This window comes from Sphingobium lignivorans, from assembly GCF_014203955.1.
GTDB lineage: Bacteria > Pseudomonadota > Alphaproteobacteria > Sphingomonadales > Sphingomonadaceae > Sphingobium > Sphingobium lignivorans.
The window spans coordinates 689,435-714,175 of the sequence record NZ_JACHKA010000001.1; the positions used below are offsets into that span (position 1 = coordinate 689,435).

Annotated in this window: 21 protein-coding genes; 10 read left to right on the forward strand and 11 right to left on the reverse strand. The window is 66.4% G+C overall.

What is annotated here, in order from left to right:
- Together HNP60_RS03260 and HNP60_RS03265 are read left to right on the forward strand one after the other, a co-directional pair.
- Positions 1 to 1,122 (forward strand): ABC transporter permease, encoded by a 1,122-nt coding sequence (locus HNP60_RS03260; protein ID WP_184150156.1) that lies wholly within the window; start codon positions 1 to 3, stop codon positions 1,120 to 1,122.
- A 52-nt stretch (positions 1,123 to 1,174) separates the two neighbouring features.
- Positions 1,175 to 1,603 carry a universal stress protein gene (locus tag HNP60_RS03265; protein ID WP_184150159.1) on the forward strand — a complete coding sequence of 143 codons (429 nt, stop codon included), beginning with the start codon at positions 1,175 to 1,177 and terminating at the stop codon, positions 1,601 to 1,603.
- Positions 1,604 to 1,625: 22 nt separating this feature from the next.
- Here the strand turns inward: HNP60_RS03265 and HNP60_RS03270 are convergent, their stop codons facing one another.
- From HNP60_RS03270 to HNP60_RS03280, 3 genes are read right to left on the reverse strand one after another with little or no spacing between them, the layout of a single operon-like run.
- The gene (locus tag HNP60_RS03270) at positions 1,626 to 2,399 is read right to left on the reverse strand and encodes a ZIP family metal transporter (protein WP_184150163.1); all 774 of its coding nucleotides are present in this window, start codon (positions 2,397 to 2,399) and stop codon (positions 1,626 to 1,628) included.
- Complete coding sequence (locus tag HNP60_RS03275) at positions 2,396 to 2,926, reverse strand: DUF892 family protein (protein WP_184150166.1); 531 nt, start codon at positions 2,924 to 2,926, stop codon at positions 2,396 to 2,398. Before HNP60_RS03275 ends, HNP60_RS03270 begins: the two co-directional genes overlap by 4 nt.
- Positions 2,927 to 2,937: 11 nt before the next feature.
- The gene (locus HNP60_RS03280) at positions 2,938 to 3,888 is read right to left on the reverse strand and encodes a manganese catalase family protein (protein WP_014075027.1); all 951 of its coding nucleotides are present in this window, start codon (positions 3,886 to 3,888) and stop codon (positions 2,938 to 2,940) included.
- Positions 3,889 to 4,511: 623 nt separating this feature from the next.
- On the opposite strand from HNP60_RS03280, the gene HNP60_RS03285 reads away from it, so the two are divergent.
- Positions 4,512 to 5,147, forward strand: a complete 636-nt coding sequence (locus HNP60_RS03285) for a Crp/Fnr family transcriptional regulator (protein WP_260394623.1) — start codon at positions 4,512 to 4,514, stop codon at positions 5,145 to 5,147.
- A 21-nt stretch (positions 5,148 to 5,168) separates the two neighbouring features.
- Here the strand turns inward: HNP60_RS03285 and HNP60_RS03290 are convergent, their stop codons facing one another.
- From HNP60_RS03290 to HNP60_RS03300, 3 genes are read right to left on the reverse strand one after another with little or no spacing between them, the layout of a single operon-like run.
- The gene (locus HNP60_RS03290) at positions 5,169 to 6,704 is read right to left on the reverse strand and encodes a TRAFs-binding domain-containing protein (protein ID WP_338056750.1); all 1,536 of its coding nucleotides are present in this window, start codon (positions 6,702 to 6,704) and stop codon (positions 5,169 to 5,171) included.
- On the reverse strand, positions 6,667 to 7,152 hold the full coding sequence (locus tag HNP60_RS03295) for a nucleotide synthetase (protein ID WP_184150174.1): 486 nt from the start codon (positions 7,150 to 7,152) through the stop codon (positions 6,667 to 6,669). Before HNP60_RS03295 ends, HNP60_RS03290 begins: the two co-directional genes overlap by 38 nt.
- 16 nt (positions 7,153 to 7,168) lie before the next feature.
- The gene (locus tag HNP60_RS03300; protein WP_260394624.1) at positions 7,169 to 8,857 is read right to left on the reverse strand and encodes a toll/interleukin-1 receptor domain-containing protein; all 1,689 of its coding nucleotides are present in this window, start codon (positions 8,855 to 8,857) and stop codon (positions 7,169 to 7,171) included.
- A gap of 165 nt (positions 8,858 to 9,022) precedes the next feature.
- Between HNP60_RS03300 and HNP60_RS03305 the strand changes: the two genes are divergently transcribed.
- The gene (locus tag HNP60_RS03305) at positions 9,023 to 10,423 is read left to right on the forward strand and encodes an aldehyde dehydrogenase (protein ID WP_041391705.1); all 1,401 of its coding nucleotides are present in this window, start codon (positions 9,023 to 9,025) and stop codon (positions 10,421 to 10,423) included.
- A 65-nt stretch (positions 10,424 to 10,488) separates the two neighbouring features.
- Here HNP60_RS03305 and HNP60_RS03310 read toward each other — a convergent pair whose 3' ends face one another.
- Positions 10,489 to 11,502: a sensor histidine kinase gene (locus tag HNP60_RS03310; RefSeq protein ID WP_184150176.1), complete on the reverse strand. Its 1,014-nt coding sequence runs from the start codon at positions 11,500 to 11,502 to the stop codon at positions 10,489 to 10,491.
- A 199-nt stretch (positions 11,503 to 11,701) separates the two neighbouring features.
- Positions 11,702 to 15,322: a trifunctional transcriptional regulator/proline dehydrogenase/L-glutamate gamma-semialdehyde dehydrogenase gene (putA, locus tag HNP60_RS03315; protein ID WP_184150179.1), complete on the reverse strand. Its 3,621-nt coding sequence runs from the start codon at positions 15,320 to 15,322 to the stop codon at positions 11,702 to 11,704.
- 100 nt (positions 15,323 to 15,422) lie between these two features.
- Between putA and HNP60_RS03320 the strand changes: the two genes are divergently transcribed.
- The 4 genes from HNP60_RS03320 (at position 15,423) to HNP60_RS03335 (ending at position 18,070) form a co-directional block, all read left to right on the forward strand.
- Positions 15,423 to 15,911 (forward strand): Lrp/AsnC family transcriptional regulator, encoded by a 489-nt coding sequence (locus HNP60_RS03320; protein ID WP_184150182.1) that lies wholly within the window; start codon positions 15,423 to 15,425, stop codon positions 15,909 to 15,911.
- Between the two features lie 593 nt (positions 15,912 to 16,504).
- The gene (locus HNP60_RS03325; RefSeq protein ID WP_184150185.1) at positions 16,505 to 16,714 is read left to right on the forward strand and encodes a hypothetical protein; all 210 of its coding nucleotides are present in this window, start codon (positions 16,505 to 16,507) and stop codon (positions 16,712 to 16,714) included.
- Complete coding sequence (locus HNP60_RS03330; RefSeq protein WP_184050811.1) at positions 16,711 to 16,944, forward strand: hypothetical protein; 234 nt, start codon at positions 16,711 to 16,713, stop codon at positions 16,942 to 16,944. The genes HNP60_RS03325 and HNP60_RS03330 overlap by 4 nt, the downstream gene beginning before the upstream one ends.
- 403 nt (positions 16,945 to 17,347) lie before the next feature.
- On the forward strand, positions 17,348 to 18,070 hold the full coding sequence (locus HNP60_RS03335; RefSeq protein WP_184150188.1) for a spermine/spermidine synthase domain-containing protein: 723 nt from the start codon (positions 17,348 to 17,350) through the stop codon (positions 18,068 to 18,070).
- 52 nt (positions 18,071 to 18,122) lie between these two features.
- Here HNP60_RS03335 and HNP60_RS03340 read toward each other — a convergent pair whose 3' ends face one another.
- Positions 18,123 to 19,892 (reverse strand): tetratricopeptide repeat protein, encoded by a 1,770-nt coding sequence (locus tag HNP60_RS03340; protein ID WP_184150191.1) that lies wholly within the window; start codon positions 19,890 to 19,892, stop codon positions 18,123 to 18,125.
- 110 nt (positions 19,893 to 20,002) lie between these two features.
- The gene (locus HNP60_RS03345) at positions 20,003 to 21,106 is read right to left on the reverse strand and encodes an NADH:flavin oxidoreductase/NADH oxidase (protein WP_184150194.1); all 1,104 of its coding nucleotides are present in this window, start codon (positions 21,104 to 21,106) and stop codon (positions 20,003 to 20,005) included.
- Positions 21,107 to 21,347: 241 nt separating this feature from the next.
- Here HNP60_RS03345 and HNP60_RS03350 point away from each other — a divergent pair, with 241 nt between their 5' ends.
- Positions 21,348 to 22,001: an RBBP9/YdeN family alpha/beta hydrolase gene (locus HNP60_RS03350; protein WP_184150197.1), complete on the forward strand. Its 654-nt coding sequence runs from the start codon at positions 21,348 to 21,350 to the stop codon at positions 21,999 to 22,001.
- A gap of 138 nt (positions 22,002 to 22,139) precedes the next feature.
- Here the strand turns inward: HNP60_RS03350 and HNP60_RS03355 are convergent, their stop codons facing one another.
- Positions 22,140 to 22,886, reverse strand: a complete 747-nt coding sequence (locus HNP60_RS03355) for an SDR family NAD(P)-dependent oxidoreductase (RefSeq protein WP_184150200.1) — start codon at positions 22,884 to 22,886, stop codon at positions 22,140 to 22,142.
- 214 nt (positions 22,887 to 23,100) lie between these two features.
- Here HNP60_RS03355 and HNP60_RS03360 point away from each other — a divergent pair, with 214 nt between their 5' ends.
- Positions 23,101 to 24,693, forward strand: a complete 1,593-nt coding sequence (locus tag HNP60_RS03360; RefSeq protein WP_184156842.1) for an alpha-amylase family glycosyl hydrolase — start codon at positions 23,101 to 23,103, stop codon at positions 24,691 to 24,693.
- The last annotated feature ends 48 nt before the right edge of the window (positions 24,694 to 24,741 follow it).

The following is a 24,741-nucleotide window of genomic DNA, read 5'->3' on the forward strand; positions in this document are numbered from 1 at the left end:
ATGCGGCTCGCCAACATCATGCGGCTCGGCATCAAGGAGATGCGCAGCCTGTGGCGCGACCGGATGATGGTCGTGCTGATCCTCTGGGCCTTCACCGGCTCGGTCTATGTCGCCGCGACCGGCATTCCCGAGACGCTCAACAAGGCGCCGATCGCCATCATCGACGAGGATGGCTCGCAGCTCTCGCGCCGGATCGTCGGCGCATTCTACCCGCCTTATTTCAATCCGCCGGTCATGATCACCCAGAGCGACATCGATGCCGCGATGGATCAGGGGCTCTACACATTCGTTCTCGATATTCCGCCCAACTTCCAGCGCGACCTGCTGGCCGGCCGCAATCCGGCCATCCAGCTCAATGTCGATGCGACACGCATGGCGCAGGCCTTTTCCGGCAATGCCTATGTCCAGCAGATCGTGAACCGGGAGATTGCGGACTATGCGGCACGGGGTGCGCCGGCAGCGGCCCTGCCGGTCGATGTGGCGGTGCGCGCGCGCTTCAACTCCAACCTGACCTCGCTCTGGTTCGGCGGGGTGATGGAAGTCATCAACCATGTCACGCTGCTCTCGATCATCCTGACCGGCGCGGCGCTCATCCGCGAGCGCGAGCATGGCACGGTCGAGCATCTGCTGGTCATGCCGGTCACGCCATTCGAGATCATGGCCGCCAAGGTCTGGTCCATGGGACTGGTGGTGCTTGTCGCCACCTGGTTCTCGCTCAGCATCATCGTGCGGGGTGCCATGCAGGTGCCGATCGAGGGCTCTGTCGGGCTGTTTCTGCTCGGCGCGGCCGCGCATCTGTTCGCGACCACCTCGATGGGGATTTTCCTTGGCACCTTCGCGCGTTCGATGCCGCAATTCGGCCTGCTGGTGATCCTCACGATCGTCCCGCTGGAATTGCTGTCCGGCGGCAGCACGCCGCGTGAGAGCATGCCGCAAGCGGTGCAGGACGTGATGCTGGCCGCGCCCACCACACATTTCGTGAAGCTGGCGCAAGGCATCCTCTACCGGGGGGCGAACATCAGCGTGGTCTGGCCGCAGCTTCTCGCCATCATCGCCATTGGCGTGGTCTTCTATGCGGTCGCGCTCGCCCAGTTTCGCAAGGCCATCAACACCATGGCCTGAACCTTGCGCTTCACAACGGACCGGAAGGGCCGCAGTTCTGGAGGACAGATTGATGGACAGGATCATGGTGGCGACGGACGGCTCGGCGGGGGCCGACCGCGCGGTCGACATGGCGGCGCAGCTTGCGCGCGGACTGGCTGCGGAACTGGTGATCCTCACCGTCGCGGGGGAGCTGTCGGCGGAAGAGATGCGCCAGCTCAATCATGCCGAAGCGGACATCGGCAGCGCCCTCGACAGCGCCGCCGAGCAGATCGTGGCAGCAGCGGTCGAGCGCGCCAGTGGAGCCGGCGTTGTCACCATTCACCACTGCTTTCTCTGGGGCGACCCGGCTGAAGCGATCCTGACCGAAGCGGCACGCAGAGCGGTGGATATCATCGTCCTGGGGCGGCGCGGCCGCGGGCGCCTCACGGGCCTGCTGCTCGGCAGCGTTTCCCAGAAACTGGCATCGCTGGCCCCTTGCCCGGTGCTGGTCGTGCCCTGACCGGACCGGGAGAGACGCCTTCTCAGGCGAGCGTCACGTCGAGGAAGATCATGATCGCAAGGCCAGCCATGAGCCAGGCCCTGCTCGTGCGGCCCTCGGGCCGGTCATGCATGTCGGGAATGATCTCGGCGGTCACGATGTAGATCATGGCGCCCGCTGCCGTGCCCAATGCCCATGGCAGGAAGGATTGCGCCAGAGCGACGGCTGCGGCGCCCGCCATCCCGGCGATCGGCTCGGCGAGGCCGGACAGCAGGGCAATGAGGAAGGAAAGCCCTCTCGAGAGCCCCAGGCTCATTGCCGCGCCTGCGACGGCGAGTCCCTCGGGGATGTTCTGAAGTCCGATTCCCAGCGCCGTGGTCATGCCGGCGGCATAATTTCCACCGCCGAAGCTCACCGCCACGGCCATCCCTTCGGGGAAATTATGCAGGGTTATCGCCGCGATGAACAACCATATGCGCCGGCTTCGGGCATCGGCAAAGGATACCGGCCAGGGCCCGACGGCATGGAGTTTCGGGAGTGTCGCGCCAAGCACGCCCAGCGCCCCGGCTCCCATCAGCACCGCGATGACCACGATGGCCGCTGCGGCCGGGCGCGTCGCGCCCAGCGCCTGCGCCTGCTCGATGCCCGGAATGATGAGCGAGAAGAAGGATGCGGCGAGCATGACGCCCGCCGCAAACCCCAACAGATTATGATGTTGTCCCTCGCTGGGTTTGAGCGCCAGAATGGCCAGCGCACCCAGGCCCGTGGCCAGCCCGGCGGCCAGACTTGCCAGGCTGCCCGCCCAGAAAGGGCTCAATGGCTGGCCTGTTCGCCGGCCGCCCGCAGTGAAAGATATTTCGTCACCACGGCGGGGAGGGTTTCATCGAGGAAAGTGATCATGGCCTCCTCTTCACGCAGGGTCTCCTCCAGTAACGGAACAGCCTCGCGATAGCCACCGGCCTCCGCCATGATGATGAGGGCCTTGTAGCTGGCTTTCTCGAAATTCTCGAAAGCCATGTTGGCGAAGCTGTTCTTGAGGATCTCGTCCGACGCGAAGCTGTGCGCCAGCGCGGCCAGTGAGCCGCTGATGCTCATGGTGATGTCCTTCACCGTCGAATGAGTCTCGCCGAGCGATGCCAGGATGCGTTCCAGTCGTTCGACCTGATGTTCGGTCTCGCCCCGATGGCTCCTCAGGCGCTGTTCGACCTCGGCATATCGAGCAAGGTGCTCGATCTGCCGGTCCATGATCGAAAGTGCCTGCTGTTCCATCGCGTGGGCATTTTTGAGACCGACGACGAATTCATGTCGCAGCGCTTCGCTGCGGTCAGTCGCTTGCGTTGCCATTTCGTTGTTCCTCAGGATTTTGCGTCGCTCATTTTCTTCGCCTGCGCCATGTCCTTGGCGCCGCCGAGATCCTCGTCCGTGGTCTTGCCGGCACCGGGGGCGGCTCCAAGATCCGCGCCGGTCGTAGGATTGGCGTTGGGATCCGATTGCAGCCGCGCCATCATCGCCGCGGACCGCTTCATGTCCACGCTCGGGAGCTTGACGCTCGCCTGCCCGTCACCGCCATCGAGCGGCAGATTGGCCTCGACCTCGTCGATCCGCTCCCATTGCTCACCCGTGTTCCAGGGGCCGGTCGCATCGCCCTCGCCCTGCGAGGTGTTCACGTAGAGATTGGCGTAGGGCTCCAGTCCCGGCAGCTTGCCCGGCGGGAAGTTGTCCTTGATCGAGTACAGGGCTTTCTCGAAGCTCTTCTGGTGAGCGATTTCGCGCGTCATCAGGAACCCCAGCGCATCCTTGATGCCGGGATCGTCCGTGATGTTGATCAGCCGCTCATAGACGATCTTGGCCCGGCTTTCCGCGGCGATGTTGGACCGCAGGTCGCAGGTCGGGTCGCCACGGCTGTCGACATAGGCGGCCGTCCACGGCACGCCCGAGCTGTTGGTGAGCGCGGGGCCGCCGCCGTACAGGATCGATTGCGTATGGCTGTCGCCACCCGCGTTCAGCGACATGTAGAGTTCCGCTTCCTCAAGCGCGCCTTCGCTCATCGCGGCCTTGGCGCCCTTGTTCAGCATGGCGACGATCGACCCGATGACTTCCAGATGGCTGAGTTCCTCGGTCGCGATATCGAGCAACATGTCCTTTCGGCCCGGATCGTCTTCCGCCAGGCCCTGTGTGAAGTACCGCATGGCGGCTGCAAGCTCGCCATCCGGGCCGCCGAACTGCTCGAGCAGCATGGAGGCCAGGGCCGGGTTCGGCTCGGATACGCGAACGGTATATTGAAGGCGCTTGTTGTGAAGGAACATCGTCTCGTCTCCTGGGGGGTTGGGTAGGGGCGGTCGAGATTATGTGGTTCGGGAATGACAGAGGGCGCGGGTCGGCGAGGCCGCCAAGGCAGTGTGGCTGAAGCGACCGCTCAACAGCAGCGCCGAGGCTGTGCCGAGCGTATCGATATGTGCCGTGAGGTTCATGTCACCGACCAGGTCGGCCAATCCGGCCACGGCTCCCGCAATGACGATCGCGACTCCGCACAAACGCCGGACGGTCCATATCTCCTGCCGCACCGTTGCTCTCCCGCTGTTGTCCGATGCAGGAGGAAGGAGTTTTCGGGGGTGGAAGTTCCGCGGGAAGCGGCAGCGCAATAACCTGCTTTATCGGAGCGTCCCGTGCGGGGTGCCCTGGACAGGACCGGTCGAAAAAAAATGGCCCGACAACCAGAGTTGCCGGGCCAAAGTTATAGGTAGCCGGTGAGCCACCTTCGGGTCGCAGGTGGAGAGCTAGCAGATTTTTCCGCCGGGGAGCGTGACGGAGATCACGGCCTCGTTTTGCAGCCGCTCATCAGCAGGCGGTTTCGCGCAGGGCCGGAAGTGCGCTATGCGCTGGAAAGCTAGTCGGGGAGCGGCATCCATTGGAGATTGAGGAGCAAATCATGGCCGTTGGGGCCATCTTGCAGTGCGATGAGGCAACCGCGCGCCTCCTCCTCGCCGACGCGCTTTGCCATGTCCGCGTGGCCGCCAAGGAAGTGCTCGCGCAGCAGGGCGCCGCACTCAAACACAACTGGCTGGTGGTCGATGGCCGCGTTCGGGTTCAGACCCTGCGAATGGACGGGCAATGGCAGCAACTGGCCCAGCATGGGCCGGGCGAGTTCTTCGGGGCCTATCCTGCCGCAACCACGTGCAGGGGCGAGATCGTCGCGGTGGATGACTGCCATCTTCTCCGGGCCGAAGCCCGGACGATCGCCGCATTGGCGGCGAAACATGCGCAGATCGGGTCTGCTCTGGCGATCCTGCTTGCACGGCAGCTCGACAGGGCCCTCGATCGCATGGCTGCGCGAACCACCTACAGCGCTGCGGGGCGAGTCTATGCCTTGCTGATGGAACTGGCCGACGAGGACAATCGTATATCGCCGCCGCCCCAGGTCACGACTCTCGCCCTCAGCGCCAACACGACAAGGGAGACAGCCTCCCGGGCAATCGCCATCCTTTCCCGCCGTGGCATCATCAGCCGGGACGATGACGCGATCATCATCCTCGCGCCGCGCATGCTTCGCGACATGATCAACTGAACTTGCGGGATCGAGGGGCGCTCAGGCGGCGCCGGAGAGGGAAAACAGCCTTATGGGGATGTCACCGAACTGGGTCACCAGTTCGCCGGCCGCTTCGAAATGATGGCCGGGCGCGCACAGATCGAGCGCGAAGGCGCCGGGGGCCGCTGCACAGATCGTTCCCTGCGGTGCACGGCAGGCAAGCAGGCTCGCAATCTCGGCGAGTTCCTGTTCATCATCGTCCTTTCTGTCGACGACGTGATAGACGAGGCCGAGAGAATTTTCCGGGGCGCTGCGCAGGAAGGTCGTGGCGATTTCGATGGCGTGACCCAGATCGTCGAAGTCCATCAGCCACACATCCTGCACGAACCGGGGGCGATTACCTGCCGTTCGTTCGAGATCGGCCGGGAAGGCTTCGGTGGAAGCCAGGATGGCGCGTCTTCGGCCCGTGTCCAGCGTCGCAAGCATCGAAGCCGGAGATTCCCGGTCGATCGCGAGGTCATAAACGGGAAGTCCCCGGCGTCGCCAGACCGCTTCCGATGCCTTCACCTGATCCGTCGAACGTCTCAGGCGAAGCGCAACCGCCTTGCTTGCGAGCGAATGGGCGTGGCGGATCGCCAGCCCCATGGCCATCTCCTCCGCCAGCGTGACGGCGGCATCCGACAGGCGCGTGACGCCGCCCAGCGTCTCCACAGCGTCGGCGGCCTCGATCAGCGTATCGAAGCGTCGCGCCCACTGATCGCCGAACGGGATGACCGAGGATTCGCGAAAGAGGTCGACCGGGCCGGGCAGCACGACATGCAGCCGGGCGCCGCGCGCCAGCACCATCTCCCCAATCAGGATGTCCGAACCGGCTGCGAGCGCGCCGAATGCGAAGCCGGGCCGTATCTGGTCGAGCATCGCTTCCACGACATCGCGGATACCGTCTTCCTGAACCGGCAAGTGGATGATGCCACTGAAATGCAGGCATACGGGAGGACGCAAATGATCGAAAAGATCATTCGCGGCGTTCGCCTGCTGGAGGATCAGCTGCAGCTGCCGGATAGTGGCTGCATGATCCTCCCAGGCCTGGGGCGCTCTGGCGACGGCGGCCTCCAGAGCGGTGACACCACCGGGAATGTCTCCCAGCAGCAGCAAGGCCTCGGCCCGGGTCGCCCCCAGCCAATATGCCGTTTCCGGTTCGTAGTCGCCGCTCTCGAGAACGGCCAGCGTTTGCTGTGCCAGCATTTGCGCGCGCTCGGGCTTGCCATTGAGGAAGGCGATCGTCGCTGCGTTGATGAGAGGATATGTCGCGCGCCGGTCACCCGCGGCGCGCATATAGGCAGCCTCGGCCTCGTCAAAATAGCGCGTGCGGTCCTCGCCGGCGCTCCTGAGGGCCCGATCCTTCAGGAGCCGCCCGCGCAGGCTCAGCGCGTCGGCCTCGTCGGAGTTCAACCAGCCCGCGGCCTCGAACATGCGCCACGCGCGAAGCGTGTCGCCTGTTCGGGCCGTTTGCCTGATCTGGGAGAGGCTGAACAGGGTCAGGACCTTTCGTTTCCGGTCAGCTCGGGATCGGCGGGGGATTCTTGATGTCCGGATCGATGGTCAGTGCCGTCCACTTGGGTTGCCGCTGATCGTCGAACCCGCGAAACAGATCCACATTAACATTGAATCCGTGAATTGTCCCGGCCTGGCCGCCGTTATTGTATCGCGCATGAAATGAGACCATGCGATATCGACCCGTCTTCCGGTCATACTGGTCGTAAGTGAGGCCGCCGTAGAAAGAGGCCAGCTCGGTCTTGGTCGTGATGCCGTCCAGATCCTTTGAGAAAAAGATCTGGTCGCCATGCAGGACGATTTCCACGAAACAATCCTCGGTGATGGTGATGAAGTCCTGTCCCGGACATCCGGCCTGCTCGAACTCCAGGATAACAGTCCCGTCCTTCGCGCCGAGCGTGATGTCGAAACGCACCTTCTGAGTGGTTGAAGACGCCTCCGGCGGCGCGAAGGGAGCGAGCTGTTTTTGAACATAGCTGGGGCCGTACATTCGTGTCTCCTGGTTCCTATTGTTCGAACTTGGTCCGCCACACCCGCCAATCGTTATTCTCGGGATCCGTCGAGATCAGGTTGTCCGCCAGCTTCAGCGCTTCCTCCCTCATTTCGGTCGCCTTCTGGTGTTGTCCCAGAGACTGAAGAAGGCTGGACGTCGAGTAGCGGGCGAGCATCCAGTCCTGAAGGAAGGAGGCGTTGCGGGGATCCTGCCTCAGCAACTCTTCAATAATGGTTGATTGCTTCAGTCTCTCGGCGAGCGCTTCTTCATCGCGCCCCGTCAGATGCAGGGCATCGGCGAGCCAGGCATGGCGGTTGGCAAGATCGGCCTGGATGCCCTGGTCTTCCGGCTGGGAGCGGGCCACCCGCTCCATGGTTTCCAGCGCGCTCCGGCAAGCCTGAAGATCTTCGCTGGGTTTTGCCAGCGCGATGGCGACGGCGCAGATATTGCCATCCGCATAGGCCAGCTCGCGCTGGTAGCTCATGTTGTCCGGCGCGAGCCGGATCAACTCGCGCGCATAGTTCCGATAGGTGGTGAAGCCCCTCATGGCGTCCGAATGGCGCTGCCGAACGAAATCGAGATAGGCGAGCCAGAATTCGCTCTGGGCATGGGCATAGATCCGAAGAGGATCCTCCGGCGCGGAGCTGAGCAGGGCGCTGGTGACCCTGTGGGCTTCCCGGAACTTGGCCTGTGCCGCGCGGGTGTCGCCCCGGCGCTGATCGTCCTCGCCCATCGCGTGCAATATGCGCGCGCGCCGCTCGAGCGACGCCGTCGGCAGCGCCGCCAGATCCGTCTGCTCCCCGTAATAAGCGAGGGCGCGCTCGTTGACGGACCGAAGCACGTCGAGGCGACCGACGCCCTTCAGCCTGTCTCGCAAGTCAGTCAGCATGAACTCGACCAGACCCTCTGCCTGATAACGCGCTCTTTCTGCCTCCCGCCGGGCATTGGCTACATAAACAAGCATCAGCGCCATGAATATCACGACCAGCAGAAAGAGAAGCGTGACGGCGATCACGCGTTGCAGTTGTCGTTGCGCTTCCCGCTGGAGCAGTTGGTCGAGCGCCAGGCCTGTCAGGCCGGCGACGACTTTGAGTCGGGCCAGCTTGGATCCATCCTGATTCTTGCGAAAGTCGGCGGCCACCGGTTCACGGGCGATGCCCTGCTCGTCCGGTGCCAGCAAGGCGTCGGGGAAGCTCTCTTCCGGCTCGCCGTCGAGCAGGGCCGCGATGACGGGACGGTCGGGATGCAGGTCCCGAAAATAGCTGATCTCGGCGTTGACCCATCTGGAGCCTTTCGCGGCCGGGGAGCACAGGACCAGCAACGTTTCGGACGCTGCCAGCGCCTGCCTGACCTCGGCATTGAGATCGCTGGCCGCCGGCAGCTCGAGGCGATCGCGAAAAATGGGCGTGAGCCGGCCCTCTACGGTGCCGCGGCTTGTCTTCTGGCCCTGGAGCCGCTTCGGGATCCTGTAGCGTTCGAGCCATTTGTGCAGCTTCTGGGCAATCGCTTCGTCGCTATGGCTGTAGCTGATGAAGGCGCGATAGGTCTTCGGGCGGAGATCACTCTCGGAAAGGGAACTGGCCATGAATTTCCGTCTTGCCCCCATTTGTGCCCTGCGCGAACCAGGCAGCCCCGGTTGCTGGCCCGCCTTCGCAGCTGCACGTCCCCGGGCCAGATGCGCCCGGCGCAGCCCCCCGGTCAAGTCGGCATTCCCCCTCAGGCCCGGGCTGCATGGGCATCCAGTGCCGCAATGCCAGCCGACATGACAATTCCCATGCCTTCACACTGGACTTGAGCGGGAGTCGCGGCAAGAAGGTCCCCGTCAATGGACTCAGCGCGGATCGCGCCAGACCAGGAGAGAGACAGAATGGAATTTACCCGGCTTAACCCCATGACCGGCGAAGTCGCTTCGTCGGCGCCCGCGCTCAAGGCGGGTGACATTCCCGCGATTGCCCGCAAGGCCCGTGAAGGCTTCACCGCCTGGTCGGTGATGGGCCCCAATGCGCGCCGCGCCGTGCTGATGAAAGCCGCGACGGCGCTGGAAGCCCGCGCAGACGCGTTTGTCGACGCGATGATGGGAGAGATCGGCGCCACCAAGGGCTGGGCTCTGTTCAATCTCGGGCTGGCGGCCAGCATGGTGCGCGAGGCAGCGGCCCTGACGACGCAGATCAATGGCGAAGTCATCCCCTCCGACAAGCCCGGCTGCCTCGCCATGGCGCTGCGCGAACCGGTGGGCGTCATTCTCGGCATCGCGCCCTGGAATGCGCCGATCATCCTCGGCGTGCGCGCCATCGCCGTGCCGCTGGCTTGCGGCAACAGCGTGATCCTGAAGGCGAGCGAGACCTGCCCGCGCACCCATGCCCTCATCATCGAGGCATTCGCAGATGCGGGTTTCCCCGAGGGAGTCGTCAACGTCGTCACCAATGCGCCAGCCGATGCGGGCGAAGTGGTCGGCGCGCTGATCGACGCGCCGGAAGTCAAGCGGATCAATTTCACCGGGTCCACCGGTGTCGGCAAGATCATCGCCAAGCGTGCCGCCGAGCATCTCAAGCCCGTGCTGCTGGAGCTGGGCGGCAAAGCCCCGCTCATTGTCCTGGAGGACGCCGATCTGGATGAAGCCGTCAAGGCTGCTGCCTTCGGCGCTTTCATGAACCAGGGGCAGATCTGCATGTCCACGGAGCGGATCATCGTGGTGGATGCGGTGGCCGATGAATTCGCCGCCCGGTTCAAGGCAAAGGTTTCGGCCATGCCTGTTGGCGATCCCCGGCAGGGAAGCACGCCGCTGGGAGCGGTCGTCGATACCAAGACTGTCGCGCATTGCCTGTCCTTGATCGAGGATGCGCTTGGGAAGGGCGCGGAGCAGCTGACGGGCGGCGAGACGACGCAGAATGTGCTGATGCCGGCGCATGTGATCGACCGCGTCACGCCCGACATGAAGCTCTTCCGGGACGAGAGCTTCGGTCCTGTCGTGGGGATCATCCGCGCACGCGACGCCGAGCATGCGATCGAACTGGCCAACGACACCGAATATGGTCTCTCGGCCTCGGTCTTCACGCGCGACACGGCCAAGGGCCTCAGCGTCGCCCGGCGCATCGAATCCGGCATCTGCCATGTCAACGGACCGACGGTCCATGACGAGGCGCAGATGCCCTTCGGTGGCGTGAAGGCCTCGGGCTATGGTCGTTTCGGCGGCAAGGCCGGCATCGACAGCTTCACGGAGCTGCGCTGGATCACCATCGAGACCCAGCCGGGACATTTCCCGATCTGAGGGCGTCGCGCGGCCGGCTCGTCGAGCCGGTCGCGCCCGCAGGCCGCCCGGGCGCTCGCGCGCGTTCAGGGGCGGCTGATCAGGTCCAGACGCCGGCCGCTCTGCGAGACGGTCACCTCATGGCGTGCGCCGGCTTGCGCTGCCAGAGCTTCGAAGAGGGAGCCGCCAAGGCCGCTCCCCGACGTCGCTGCCTTCGTCATGTCACTGGCTCCGCCAACGCCATCATCCATGATGGCAAGCTGCCAACCATTGGTCGTGACAAGCAGTGTGACCCGCACGGTGCCGGCGCGGCCTTCCGGAAAAGCGTGCTTGGCGCAATTGGTCAGCGCCTCGTTGAGATAAAGCCCGACCGCCACCGCGGCCTTGCCCGGAAGCGAGACGTCCGTAAGCGCGCTTTCGATTGCGATGCGCTCGCTGAACAGGCCTTCGCTGAAGCGCTCGAGAAGCCGGGCGAGATAGGGCTTCATGGCAACCTCGCTGCTTTCCCCCGGGCTGGCTTCGAGCTGGGTGTAGGCATCCGCGAAGATATGAATGCGCTTTATCGCATCGTCGAGCGCGAGGCCGACTTCCGGAGAGGTTGATTGCCGGCGCTGGAACTCGAGAAGGCTGGCGACCATGGCGAAGTTGTTGCGGGTGCGATGCTCAATTTCCCGCAGGAGGATCTGCCGCCGGGCAAGCTCGGTCTCCCTTTCCAGGGCCAAGCGATCGACATGTGCGCGGAAGGTCTCCGTCAGGAACAGGAGAATGAAGCCGATCAGCCCCACGGTGAAAAGGCGTTCGCCATCCGTGAGAGGTAGAATCTGATAGATGGTCTGATGCGGGAGTATGAAAAGCCAGATCCCGATAAGGCCTGAGGCCATCGCAATGAGACCCGCCTGCCAGCGTCCGTAGAGCGTTGCAAAGACGATGGCCGGGAGAAGCCACGCAAGGGGAGCCGGGAGTCTCGTTGTCGATCCGATGAGCCGCATGCACGCGATCAGCAGCGCCGCGCAGCCGAGCCCGAACAGGGCCCGCGCGAGGCGTTGGGTGTGGCGATGCGCGAAGTATCGACCGATCTCGTGCTTCGCGAGGCGATGCATGTTTCTCCCGCCCCCTGCATGACCAGCCGGCTTGACTACCCGGCAGCCAGGGCCGCTGGGGGTGCCAGCCTACAGGCGAAGCGAGGCCTTGCGCAATATTGAAGCGCGCCGCGCAAGCCGGCAATTCCCACACGCAGGTTAGCTGCCCATCAGATTTGCTGATCGATATCCGCACCTGCTGCCTTGCAGGGCAGCGCGATCACGCGATCGTCATCAGGCTCGCATTGCCCCCGGAAGCGGTGGTGTTGACCGATGTCGAGACTTCCTCGACCAGCCAGTCCAGTCGATAGACAGGGCCACCAGCACAGGCGGCCGGGCTGGCGCCTTGCGGCAGCAGCACGGCGCCCGGGCGCGCGGCGATCTCCGCCAGAGCAGCGCTCAGACGCTCGGCCTCGCCCTCGATGAGCGCGCCGCCAAACGCGTCCTGCGCGCTTGCGGACAGGCGGGTCGCGACGCCGGGCGGCAGATCGGCCGGCAGAGGCATGCCCTCGACACGGCCCTTGTTGCCTGTCGCGAGAATGGCGGCGATCTGCTGGTAGAGGCCGTTGGTCGTCGCGGGCATCAGCAGGATGGCGCCACGCGGATGCAGCGCATAGACATTGGTCTCGCCGACGGGGCCGGGCAATTCCGTTTCCAGTCCAAGCGGCGATCGCGCGCTATACTCCCGCGCGACGGCGGCTGCCGAGGTCTCCCCCCGAGTGTCCAGCCAGGCAATGAAGGCGGCGAGAGCCGGATCGGGCCGCGCAAGCGCGGGCGGCAGTGCCTGCGGATTGCCCTGCACCATGCGGCCGAGATAGAGCGGTCCGCCGGCCTTGGGGCCGGTGCCCGACAGGCCCCGTCCGCCAAAGGGCTGCACGCCCACCACGGCGCCGATGATGTTGCGGTTCACATAATGATTGCCCGCCCGCACCCGGGACGTGACATGCGCGATGGTTTCCTCAAGCCGCGTGTGCAGGCCGAAAGTCAGGCCATAGCCGGTGGCATTGATGGCATCGATCAGCCGGTCGAGATCGGCCCGCTGGTAGCGGATCACATGCAGCACCGGACCGAAGACCTCGCGGGTCAGATCGGTGATGTCGTCCAGCTCGATGATGGTGGGCGGCACGAACGTGCCGTGGGCGGTCTCCTGCGGCAGCGGAAGCTGCTCGACCGTCCGTCCCCGCGCGCGCATGGCGTCGATATGCTCTTCGATGCCGGCCTTGGCCTGCGCCGTGATGACCGGGCCGATATCGATGGCCAGCGCATCGGTGCGGCCGACGCGCAGTTCCTGAAGAGCGCCCTTCAACATCGTCAGCGTGCGGTCGGCAATATCGTCCTGCAGGCAGAGAATGCGCAGGGCGGAGCAGCGCTGACCCGCGCTGTCGAAGGCCGAGGCAATGACATCGGCCACGACCTGCTCGGGAAGCGCGGAGCTGTCCACGATCATGGCGTTCTGGCCGCCGGTCTCGGCGATGAAGGGGATCGGCTGGCCGGCCGGAGAAAGGCGCTGGGCAAGCGTGGCTTGGATGAGCCGAGCGACTTCCGTCGAGCCGGTAAACATGACGCCGGCCGTCTCCGGGGCCGCGACGAGCGCCGCGCCAACCGCGCCGTCCCCGGGGATGAGCTGGAGCGCATCGGCAGGCACCCCCGCCTCATGCAGGATGCGCACGGCCTCTGCCGCGATCAGCGGTGTCTCCTCCGCCGGCTTGGCAAGCACGGGATTGCCCGCGACCAGCGCGGCCGCGATCTGGCCCGTGAAGATGGCGAGCGGGAAATTCCACGGAGAGATGCAGACGACCGGACCGAGCGGCGGCATGCCGGGCGCCAGAGTGGCGCGCGCCTGCTGGGCGTAATAGCGCAGGAAATCGATCGCCTCGCGCACCTCGGCAATGGCGTTCGGCGCGGACTTGCCCGCTTCCCGCATGATGAGGCCGAGCAGGACCGGCATGCGCGCCTGCAGGGCATCGGCGGCCTTTTCCAGCGGGGCGGCGCGCGCGGCGACGGATATGTTCGCCCATGTGCTGGCGGCGGCGCGGGCGACGGCGGCAGCCGCATCCTCGGGCGCCATCTCGACCACGCTGCCCACGACGTCGCGATGGTCCGCCGGATTGACGACTTTCCGTTCCGTGCCACGGCCGTCCGCCGGGGCAGCGGTCCATGGCATGGCGGCACTTTCCAGCAGCGCGCGGGACAGCGAGGCAAGCTGGCTCTCGTCGCTCAGGTCCAGCCCGGCGGAGTTGAGCCGATCCGGGAACAGGCCGGACGGCGGGGCGATCTGGTCGTGCCGGGCGCCGGGTATCGGCATGGCGGCCACTTCCGCCACGGGATCGGCGATCAGGGCCTCGACCGGCACGCGCGGGTCCGCGATGCGGTTGACGAAGCTCGAGTTCGCGCCGTTCTCCAGCAGGCGACGGACGAGATAGGCCAGCAGCGTCTCATGAGTCCCGACCGGCGCGTAGATGCGGCAGGGACGGTCGAGCTTCCCCGCGCCGACCACCTCTTCATAAAGCGGCTCGCCCATGCCGTGCAGGCACTGGAACTCATAGTCGCCGAGCGTGAACTCCGGCCCGGCCATATGATAGATCGTCGCGAGCGACTGGGCATTGTGCGTGGCGAACTGCGGGAAGATCACGTCCCTCGCCGCCAGCAGCTTCGCCGCGCAGGCGACATAAGCGACGTCGGTGTGGACCTTGCGGGTATAGACCGGAAAGTCCGGCAGGCCGTCCACTTGCGCGCGCTTGATCTCCGCGTCCCAATAAGCGCCCTTGACGAGACGGACCATGAGGCGGCGATCGGCGCGGCGCGCCAGATCGATGATCCAGTCGATCACGAAGGGGCAGCGCTTGCCATAGGCCTGGACGACGAAGCCCAGCCCGTTCCATCCCGCCAGATCGGGGTCCAGCGCAAGGCTCTCCAGCAAGTCGAGCGAGAGTTCGAGCCGGTCGGCTTCCTCGGCATCGATATTGAGGCCGATGTCATAGGAGCGGGCCAGCGCGGCAAGCGCCTTCACCCGGGGCAGAAGCTCGTTCATCACGCGGTCCGCCTGCGCGCGGGCATAGCGCGGATGGATGGCCGACAATTTGATGGAAATGCCATTGCCGGCATAGACGCCCCGGCCGTCCGCAGCCTTGCCGATGGCGTGGATCGCCTGCTCATAGTCGCGCATGTAGCGAGCGGCGTCCTCTGCCGTCGCGGCGGCCTCGCCCAGCATGTCGAAGCTGTAGGTGAAGCCCTTCGCGTTCAGCTTTCCGGCCCGCCGGAGCGCTTCCCCAATGGTTTCGCCAGTCACGAACTGCTCGCCCATCATGCGCATGGCGATGTCGACGCCCTTGCGCACCACCGGCTCGCCGGCGCGCGCGACGAGGCGAGTGAGTGCGGCGGAGAGGCTGCCGTCATGCACCGGGTCGACCAGCTTGCCGGTGACGACCAGTCCCCAGGTCGCGGCGTTCACGAACAGCGAGCGCCCGCCGCCCAGATGCGAGGCCCAGTCGCCGGGCGCGATCTTGTCGCGGATCAGCGCGTCACGGGTCGCGGCATCCGGGATGCGCAGCAGCGCTTCGGCCAGGCACATGAGCGCCACGCCTTCCTGGCTGGAAAGCGCATATTCCTGCACCAGTCCCTCGACGCCGCTGCCTTTGTGCTTGGCGCGCAGGCGCGTGATCAGCGTGCGGGCGGTCTGGGCCGCGGCGGCCGCGACGGGCTGCGGCAGAGTCGCGGCGGGAAGCAGGGCAGCGATGCACTCCGGCTCCGGGCGGCGATAGGCGGCGGTGATGGCCTGGCGGAGAGGGGACTGCTCGCGAATGGGGGGCGCGAAAGCGGCGAAGGGGGCGGTGTAGGACATGGACAATCTAGTACAGGGTTATCGACTTTTTGGCATGCCTGAATATGATGGCGAAACCAGTCATATTGCCTGCATGCAGGCCTTTATCAGGGCAAAAGTCATGAAATCTTCGGATGATCAGGCGAATCTTGACATATTTGACCGCAAGATACTGGACATTCTCCTGCGGGACGGACGGATCCCCATCACCGAGCTCGCTGCGCAGGTCGGGCTCTCCAAGACGCCCTGCCAGAACCGCGTGAGGAAGCTGCAGGAGACCGGCGTCATTCGCGGTTACCGGGCGATCATCGATCCGCGCCGGCTCGGCCTCGATCATGTCGCCTTCACCGAAGTGAAGCTTTCCGACACCCGCGAGGCCGCGCTGGAGGAGTTCAACCGGGCGGTCCGTCGCATCCCGGAAGTCGAGGAATGCCACATGATCGCGAGCAGTTTCGACTATCTTCTCAAGGTCCGCACCGCCGATATCCGCCGTTATCGCATCGTGCTGGGCGAGAAGATCTCCAGCCTGCCGCATGTCGCCAGCACGTCGACCTATGTGGCGATGGAGACCGTGCTTGACACAAGCAGCCCCTCCGTGCGCCAGAGCTGATCCCGCGCGGCGGCCTTGCGTTTCCGCCTGGGGTGGGAGGCTGGCGCGAGGCCGGTCTGTCCCAAAGCAGGACATGCCGGGAGGCGACGACATTGACCGTGGCGCTGGTTGTGGAATCATCGACCCCGGTTCAGCGATGAGTCGTCACGAACTGGCCCGACCGGGGGAACAATGCTGCAAGAAGGCCATCGGCCGGCGGTCGATGCGCACTGATTATGTGGGAGGAGGCGGGCGCGCTTGTCGCGTCCGCCTTTTGTTCGGTCGGTTTCCCAAACCGGCTGGATCCGGCGATCTTTCAAGGCAGCGGGCTCCCGGATCAGGGTCCGGGAGGACGTCATGCGTGAAGAGATGTGGTGGCCGCCACGACCTCGGGATTTGTCCATGCCGCCCTGGCGCGTGCGGCTCTGCGAGGTGACGCGCCGGGCTCTGGGGCGGCAGGCCACGGCGCCTTGCCGCGGGCCGGGCGGCACGAATTGCGGCGACAGGACGCCGCGCCTGTGCCATAAGGCCGCATTGCCGCGAACCCGCTCCGCAAGCTTTCGCCGCAACTGAGAGACCATCCGCGCTCCCGCTTGCTGATCGGGACATGCCTGATGGAAGATTTCAATGGACTTTTGCACGACCAGCAGCTCGCGCTGCTGCAGGCCCAGTTCTCCGACTGCGGCCAGAGCCGCCGGAAATCGCGCGAGACCGCGCGGGCGATCGGACGCCGGATAGACGCCCATCCCTACGCGGTGAACGGCCTTCCTGGGCCGCAGAAGCAGCTCGGCGGCCGCCGCATCCTCGGGATTTCGTTCGCATGAGCCGCGCGATCGCCATCAACGCTTCCGTGGCGGAAGTGACCGATTATTGCGCCAAGCAGGATCTGGGCATCTCCGTGATCGAGCCCCTGACATCGGGGGGCACGCGGGTCGTGCTCAACAATGTGCCGGATACCGAAGCGCTTCGGCGGGGCATGAAGACGCGCCTGATCGAGACGCCCGTGGTGCGGTCCTCACTGTACGTCTGCCGGATGCCGAAATCCTATCTCTAGGGCTCATCGGCATCCAGCGCTGGCGGCCTGCGAATGGCGCTTTCCCGGGCTTCCGGTGCTCACGTACCTTGAGTACGCTGCGCGCCGGGTCCCGAGAAATCACCATTTTCGCCACGCCATCATCTAAATGTCGATTAGCCCTAAACCGCAGTGGCGGCGCCGGTTTCGCGCGCAATCGTGGACCGGTCGCCGCAATTGCCTTGTCTCCCCGCCTCCGACCTGCGCATGGGCGATGCGTATCGCCGCTTGATGAAGGCCATCCGGCTGACGCCGCGCGCAATATCAACCTGACAGGATGATTGATGAGCCAGTTGTGCAGAGCCGGCCGCAGGCGCCATTGCGCCGTTCATGCCACGCCGAAGGGGGCCTTGCCCACACAATCCAGCATGACGGCAGGTGAAGCATGAGCAGTGCGCCCGGCAATCTGGCAGAGGCGAGCGCGCAGCCGATCGAGCTGATCGACACGGCGGAGATTCCCGGCGGCGGCCAGCTGGTGCTGAGGCAATGCGGCAAGGATTTCGCGATCGAATATGGCGACATCCAGCTCATGGTGAGCTGGGCCAGCCGGTCCGAGCGGGCGCTGGCGACGCTGGCCTGCCAGCGCATCGCCACGCCGGACAGCCGGATGCTGATCGGCGGGCTGGGCATGGGCTTCACGCTCGTTGCCGCGCTTGCCGCGTTGCCCGCTAGCGCGCGCATCGTCGTGGCGGAACTGGTGCCCGCCGTGCTCGAATGGGCGAAGGGGCCGCTGGCGCATCTGTTTGGCGACGCGCTGCAGGACGAACGCGTGACGGTGACGATCCGCGACGTGTACGACCTGATCGTCCATTCCCATGAGGACTTCGACGCGATCCTGATGGATGTCGACAACGGGCCGGACGGGCTCATCCACGTGCCCAACGACCGGATCTATTCGCGCGAAGGGCTCGCCATGTGCCACGCCGCGCTGCGGCCCGGCGGCGTGCTGGCGATCTGGTCTGGCTATCCCGATCCCGGCTTTGCCGACGAGCTTGAGGATGCCGGGTTCATCGTGGAGGAAATCAGCATGCGCACCGGCGAGAACGGCCGGGGCGACAAGCATGTCATCTGGCTGGCGACGCGCGAGCAGGGCACACCGCCGGCCTGACGCGCGCGCCGGTCCGGGCGGCGGGGCGAGGATCAAGGCAGCCCTCAACGCGTCACAGGCGATCCATGCGGAGCCAGCGCCTGTCCCCCTGCCATGCCTTGCCGAGCGCCTGTTTCGCCGCGGCCGCCTCCAGCCGGTGGCTTTGCGAGGCTTCGCTGCGCATCAGGCCGTAGAGCGCCCAGCCATTGCCCGGCGTCTGCACCAGCGCGGCGCGGAAGGCGTCGGCCGCCTCGTCATGGCGCCCGGCCCGGAACAGGGCAGCGCCGAGCGACTGGCTGACCGGATAATACCAGTAGGATGGCTCGGTGTAGGGCAATGTCGTCTCGATGGCGATGGCCCGGCGATAATGGTTCGCAGCTTCGCCATGGCGCCCCTGCGCATCGGCGAAGCGGCCTTGCGCCACGGCCTGGGCGAGCGCCAGCAGATCGGGCGCGGGGACGCCCTGCGCGACCATGTCCGCAAAGGCATCGGACGCGGACCATCGGGCGAGCGCCGCCATTTCGCGATCGAAGCCTTTCCGGTCCTGCATCCGGGCAAAGGCGATCGCACGCGCATAATGCCGCATCGCGACGGCATAAGGCAGCCGCGCGTCGGCCTCGGGCAAAGCGAGGATCGCGCGCGCCTCCGCGAACTGGGCATAGGCCTGATAGGGTGCCGCATCGATCAGCTGGATCCAGGCGATCTTGGCCGAGGTTTCCGGATCGAGCACGGCGCGCAGCCGCTTCGCTTCCCGGATGGCGGTCGCCATGTCGCCGCTCATCTGGGCCGAAGTGACGATGAAATGGATATTGTGAGGATAATAGCCGTAGCGCACGAGGCTCCGGTCGTCCGTATCCCGGATGAAGGCTTCGTCCGCCCGAACGGCAGCGACATTCACCCGGATCGACTCCGCATAACGCCCCCGCCGCGCATAGATGTGGCCGGGCATGTGGACCAGATGACCCGCGCTCGGCGCGCGCGGCGTGGCGAGCCGGTCGGCGGCCGCTTCGGCACGCGCCGGATCGCTGGCTTCCATGAGGTGGATGTAGAGATGCGCCGCCTGGACATGCGCGGGATCGCGTTGCAGCACGGCCTCGACCAGACGGACGGCTTCCCCGGCGCGGCCGATGGGCGTGCGCTTGTCGGCTTCCCAGTAATTCCAGGGCGTGGTGTCCATGGCCGCTTCGGCGGCGAGCAGAGCGATATCATCATTCGCGGGGAAGGCCCGGGCGACGGCGAGCATCGCATCGGCATAAGCGGCATCCAGTGCCGCGCGATCGGCTCCGGGATCGGGCGAATAACGCTGGGCGAGCGCTTCGATCAGGGCTCGCTCATGCGGCGCGGTGCGCGCGCGCAGCGCCATGGCCCGCTCCATCGCCGCCAGCGCGGCCGGTCGGTCGCGTTCCTCCATCGGCGCATTGATATTGGGACCGAGCGCCACGGCCTCGCCCCACCAGCACATCGCGCAATCCGGATCAAGCCGCTGGCCCTCGCGGAACGAGCGCACGGCGCCAGCATGATTGAACCCGTAAGTGAGCAGCAGGCCCTGGCTGAAATAATGCTGCGCCTCGGGAGCAGCGGTCGTGACCCGGAAGGGCGATGTCGCAAGATCCGGATAGAGGGGAATGGGCCGGAGCTGGTCCATCGGCGCCGCGACTGCCGCGGCGATGAGCAACTCGCGAGCAAGCGCCGTGCCCACGGCCCGGGAGCCGCACATGAACGCGGCGAGGCGCCCGGGATCGAGCGCTGCCAATATCGCAGGCGAGATATGCGGCGCATGAGCCGAGCCAGCGAGGGTGAGCGCCGTTCCCCCCAGGACGCAGGCCTTCCAGAACCTCTTCATCCGCCTTTCCCCCGCGGAAGACGCCGTGCCGCGTTCCACGGCTGGGGGATAATACATGATTCAGGGGTTGCGGGATAGCGCCGCGCTCACCGCCCGGCCCGGCCGATGCGTCAGCTTCCGAACAGCGTGGGATAACGGCGGGGCTGGCAACGCAGATATTGCGGCGGGGCAGTGACTTGCGCGCCCAGATGCGCGGCGGCGTGCCAGGGCCAGCGCGGATCGTAGAGAATGGCGCGGGCGATGGCGACGAGGTCCGCATCGCCGGTCCCGACAATGGCTTCGGCCTGCTCGAAATCGGTGATGAGGCCGACGGCCACGACCGGCATGGCCACGGCCTGCTTCACCGCGCGGGCCAGCGGCACCTGATAGCCGGGACCGACGGGGATGGCCTGGCGCGGATCGAGCCCGCCGCTGGAGACATGGATCGCCGCGCAGCCGCGCGCTTCGAGCGCCTGGGCGAAAGCGACGGTCTGCTCGCTCGTCCAGCCGCCCTCCACCCAGTCCGTGCCGGACACGCGGACGGTCACCGGCCGGTCCGCCGGGAAAGCGGCGCGCACGGCGTCAAACACTTCCAGCGGGAAGCGCATACGGTTCTCGAGGCTGCCGCCATAATCGTCATCGCGCCGGTTGGAGAGGGGCGAGAGGAACTGGTGCAGCAGATAGCCATGTGCGGCGTGGATCTGCACCGCATCGATACCGATGCGCGCCGCGCGCCGGGCGGACTCCGCAAAGGCATCGCGCACGCGCGCCAGCCCCTCCCGGTCGAGCGCGAGCGGGGGCGTCTGGCCCTCGGCGAACGCCAAAGGCGAGGGGGCCTGCGTCTGCCATCCATTGGGATCGGCGGGCGGCAACTGGTGACCGCCCTTCCACGGCACTTCCGTCGAGGCCTTGCGCCCGGCATGGGCAAGCTGGACCGCGACCGGCATGTCCGACCAGCGGCGGATGCTCTCCAGCGTGCGCGCCATCGCCGCCTCGGTCTCGTCATTCCACAAGCCCACATCGGCATGGCTGATGCGGCCTTCCGGCACCACGGCCGTCGCCTCGATGGTGAGGAGCGCCGCGCCGGACATGGCAAGCTGCCCCAGATGGATGAGATGCCAGTCGGTCATGCAGCCATCCACCGCCGAATATTGGCACATCGGCGCAATGACGATGCGGTTGCGCAGCGGCAGATCGCCAACGGACAGGGGCGTGAACAACGCAGCCTTTGACATGGGCATTCCTCGAAAGAGCGGGATGAGGGCTCACAGATGGTGGCGCGGCGCGGGCAGGGCAAGATGCGCGGCGACATGACCCGCGCGAGAGGCGCGGAGGTCCGACAATGCCGTCAGCCGTGGCGCAGGCGCGGCGAGGTGGACTTGTCAATTGAAGAAGTAGACATTAGCTTCGGATCATGGCCGGAACGTATGCCGAGTCGACTGGTCGCCATGCCCCCTTGCACAAGGAGACTGACCAATGGCCCCTGCATCAGACCCCGCGGCGCGCACGCCGCTCATCCTGACCGTCCCCGGACTGGGCAATAGCGGCCCGACCCACTGGCAAAGCATCTGGGAGCGCGAACTCGAGGATTGCGCGCGCGCCGAACTGGGCAGCTGGGAGAAGCCCAATCGCAACGGCTGGGTGAACCAGCTCAACCTCGCCATCCGCCGCGCCGGGCGGCCCGTGATCCTCGTCGCGCACAGCCTCGGCTGCCACGCTGTCGCCTGGTGGGCGGCGCTGGAGCGGCCCGCTTATGGCGAACCGGTGATCGGCGCGCTGCTGGTGGCTCCGCCGGAAGTGGACGTCGCGCCGACGGACAGCCGGCTCAAGCCCTTCGGTCCCGCGCCGCGCGGCCCGCTGCCTTTCCCCTCGATCGTGGTGGGCAGCCATGACGATCCCTATATCCGCATGCATCGGGCGCGGCGACTGGCGCAGTTCTGGGGCAGCCGCTTCGCCGATGCCGGCGCGGTGGGCCACATCAATGCCGCCTCGGGTCTCGGCGCATGGCCGTTCGGCCAGTTCCTGCTGCGCACGCTGCAACGCGCCGGCACGGATGCGCAGCGGGCGGAGGCGGGGCCCGTCCCGCACATTCCGGTAGACGACGCGCCGGGGATCGATCTGTCGATCTGACCGTTCAACCTTTGCCTCTCCGTGGAGAGGCCGGGAAGGGATCGCGGCCCCGATGAACCACGCTCCCAAAGCTCTACTTGTCCTGGTCGTGAGCCCTTCCCAACTTTTTCCTCGCGGCGCCCGCGCGTGGACGCGCTCTCAAAGCTCCACGCAGCCGCCATCCACATAAAGATCGATGCCGGTGATGAAGCTCGCCTCGTCCGATGCGAGGAAGAGCACCGGGCGGGCGATTTCCTCCGGCGTGCCCATGCGCTTCATCGGCACGGCCTGCGTCATGATCTCGCGCAGGCCCGGCACGGCCTCGGCCGGGACGCCGCCGGTGCGGTTGATGATCGGCGTCTCGGTGGGGCCGGGGCTCACCATGTTGACGCGGATACCGCGCCCGACCAGCTCCGCCGCCAGCGTGCGGGCAGCGGCGCGCAGGCCCGCCTTGGCCGTCGCATAGATCACATTGCCCGGCACGGCGGCGACCGAGCCGATCGAGCCGGTGATGACGATGGCGCCGCCCTCGCCCATCAGCGGCAGCGCTTCCTGCACCGCGAAGAAGCAGCCGCGCAGATTGACATTGTGGACCTCGTCCCACTGCGCGGGCGTCACCTTCGCGACGGGCGCGAAGGTGCCGATGCCGGCATTCACGAACAGTATGTCCAGCCTGCCATGCGCGTCCCGGATCGCGGCGAGCGCCTGCGCCCCGCTGCCGAGCTGCGCGATATCCGCCTGGAAGCCGCGCGCGCCGGGGATGGCGGCCACGGTCTCGTCGATCGTCGCCTGCGCGCGGCCGGTGAGGAAGACATGGGCGCCTTCCGCCGCGAATGCCTGCGCCGCGGCACGCCCGATGCCGCTGTTGCCGCCGATCACCAGCACGGCCTTGTCCCTGAATCGCATGCGCCTCTCCTGCATCCTGTGAAGCCGTTCTAGAGGGCGGGGGAGGAGGCGCTCAAGCCCCGTTCCACGCCCGATTGCACAGGGCGGCGCAACGATGCAGTCTGCGGCCATGAATCACCCCGCGCCCGCCCGTCCGCCCGTTTCTTCCGCCGTCGCCGATGCCAATGTCGATAGTGGCCGGAACCTGCCCGTCAGCCGGCGCGACCCGGCCGCCATGCCCTGGTGGCTGGGCGCAGTGATCTACCAGATCTATCCCCGCAGCTTCGCGGACAGCAATGGCGATGGCGTGGGCGACCTGCCCGGCATCACCGCGCGGCTCGACCATGTGGCGGGGCTGGGCGTGGACGCCATCTGGCTCTCGCCCTTCTTCACCTCGCCGATGCGCGACTTCGGCTATGACGTGGCGGACTATTGCGATGTCGATCCGCTGTTCGGCACGCTCGCCGATTTCGACGCGCTGGTGGCGCGGGCGCATGCGCTGGGCCTGCGCGTCATCATCGACCAGGTGTTCGCGCACACGTCCGACCGGCACCCCTGGTTCATGGCGAGCCGCGCGAGCCGGGACGGCGACCATGCCGGCTGGTATGTCTGGGCGGACGCGAAGCCGGACGGCTCGCCGCCGTCCAACTGGCAAAGCGTGTTCGGCGGCCCGGCCTGGACATGGGACGCGCGCCGGCGGCAATATTATTTTCACAATTTCCTCAAGGAACAGCCCCAGCTCAACGGGCACAATCCGCATGTGCAGCAGGCGCTGCTCGACGTCGCGCGCTTCTGGCTGGAGCGGGGCGTGGACGGCTTCCGGCTCGATGCGCTCAACTTCCTGATGCACGACCCCCGCCTGCGCCCCAATCCGCCGCATCCCGATCCGGCCGTGGCGCGCAACCGCCCGTTCGATTTCCAGCGCCGCGTGCATAATCAGGGGCATCGCCACATTCCCCGCTTCATCGAGCGGGTGCGGGCGCTGATGGACGAATATGACGACCGCTTCACTGTCGCGGAGATCGGCGGGGACGACGCGCTGCGCGAGATGAAGCTCTACACGCGCGGGGCGGGGCGGCTGAACACCAGCTATGGCTTCGATTTCCTCTATGCGCCCGCGTTGACGCCCGATGCCGTCGCCGGGGCGCTCGGGCAATGGCCGGACGGGGCGGACACGGGCTGGCCGAGCTGGGCCTTCGAGAATCACGATGCGCCGCGCGCCGTCACCCGCTGGCTGCCCGAGGACGCGGATGAGATGGCGCGCGCGCGCTTCGCCGCGATGAAGATGCTGCTGCTGCTCTGCCTGCGCGGCAACATCTTCCTCTATCAGGGCGAGGAACTGGGCCTCACGCAGGTCGACATCGCCTTCGAGGACCTGCAGGACCCCGAGGCGATCGCGAACTGGCCGCTCACGCTGAGCCGCGACGGCGCGCGCACGCCGATGCCCTGGCAAGGCGATGCGCTGTATTGCGGCTTCTCCACGGCCCGGCCATGGCTGCCGCTGGGGCCTGACCATGCCGCGCTGGCGGTGGACGCGCAGGCGCGCGACCCCGCTTCGCTGCTGCATCTCACCCGCCGGCTGCTCGCCTTCCGCAAGGATCATCCCGCGCTGCGCTGGGGCGCCATCCGCTTCCGCCGCGCCGCCGGCAACGTGCTCCTCTTCGAGCGCAGTTTCGGCGAGAAGCGCCTGCTCTGCCTCTTCAATCTGGGCGCGGAGCCGGCGCCCTGGCCGGCCAGCGCCCCCCGCGACGCTGCCCCGCTGACCAGCGTGGGCGGCGCGGGGCAAGGGGAACTGCCGGGCTGGTCGGGCTGCGTGATCGCGATCTGAGAGGCGCGCTTTCCGGAAAGGGACTGGGGGCTTTCAGCGGCGGCCTCG

Excerpts from the sequence above, each read along its gene's own strand:
- HNP60_RS03330 (WP_184050811.1), top strand. The coding sequence starts at position 16,711 with ATGAGCCGCGCGATCGCCATCAACGCTTCCGTGGCGGAAGTGACCGAT.
- HNP60_RS03280 (WP_014075027.1), bottom strand. The coding sequence starts at position 3,888 with ATGTTCCTTCACAACAAGCGCCTTCAATATACCGTTCGCGTATCCGAG.
- HNP60_RS03345 (WP_184150194.1), bottom strand. The coding sequence starts at position 21,106 with ATGTCAAAGGCTGCGTTGTTCACGCCCCTGTCCGTTGGCGATCTGCCG.
- HNP60_RS03285 (WP_260394623.1), top strand. The coding sequence starts at position 4,512 with ATGGCCGTTGGGGCCATCTTGCAGTGCGATGAGGCAACCGCGCGCCTC.
- HNP60_RS03295 (WP_184150174.1), bottom strand. The coding sequence starts at position 7,152 with ATGTACGGCCCCAGCTATGTTCAAAAACAGCTCGCTCCCTTCGCGCCG.
- HNP60_RS03275 (WP_184150166.1), bottom strand. The coding sequence starts at position 2,926 with ATGGCAACGCAAGCGACTGACCGCAGCGAAGCGCTGCGACATGAATTC.
- HNP60_RS03335 (WP_184150188.1), top strand. The coding sequence starts at position 17,348 with ATGAGCAGTGCGCCCGGCAATCTGGCAGAGGCGAGCGCGCAGCCGATC.
- HNP60_RS03265 (WP_184150159.1), top strand. The coding sequence starts at position 1,175 with ATGGACAGGATCATGGTGGCGACGGACGGCTCGGCGGGGGCCGACCGC.
- HNP60_RS03325 (WP_184150185.1), top strand. The coding sequence starts at position 16,505 with ATGGAAGATTTCAATGGACTTTTGCACGACCAGCAGCTCGCGCTGCTG.
- HNP60_RS03260 (WP_184150156.1), top strand. The coding sequence starts at position 1 with ATGCGGCTCGCCAACATCATGCGGCTCGGCATCAAGGAGATGCGCAGC.
- HNP60_RS03310 (WP_184150176.1), bottom strand. The coding sequence starts at position 11,502 with ATGCATCGCCTCGCGAAGCACGAGATCGGTCGATACTTCGCGCATCGC.
- putA (WP_184150179.1), bottom strand. The coding sequence starts at position 15,322 with ATGTCCTACACCGCCCCCTTCGCCGCTTTCGCGCCCCCCATTCGCGAG.
- HNP60_RS03360 (WP_184156842.1), top strand. The coding sequence starts at position 23,101 with ATGCCCTGGTGGCTGGGCGCAGTGATCTACCAGATCTATCCCCGCAGC.
- HNP60_RS03340 (WP_184150191.1), bottom strand. The coding sequence starts at position 19,892 with ATGAAGAGGTTCTGGAAGGCCTGCGTCCTGGGGGGAACGGCGCTCACC.
- HNP60_RS03320 (WP_184150182.1), top strand. The coding sequence starts at position 15,423 with ATGAAATCTTCGGATGATCAGGCGAATCTTGACATATTTGACCGCAAG.
- HNP60_RS03305 (WP_041391705.1), top strand. The coding sequence starts at position 9,023 with ATGGAATTTACCCGGCTTAACCCCATGACCGGCGAAGTCGCTTCGTCG.
- HNP60_RS03355 (WP_184150200.1), bottom strand. The coding sequence starts at position 22,886 with ATGCGATTCAGGGACAAGGCCGTGCTGGTGATCGGCGGCAACAGCGGC.
- HNP60_RS03350 (WP_184150197.1), top strand. The coding sequence starts at position 21,348 with ATGGCCCCTGCATCAGACCCCGCGGCGCGCACGCCGCTCATCCTGACC.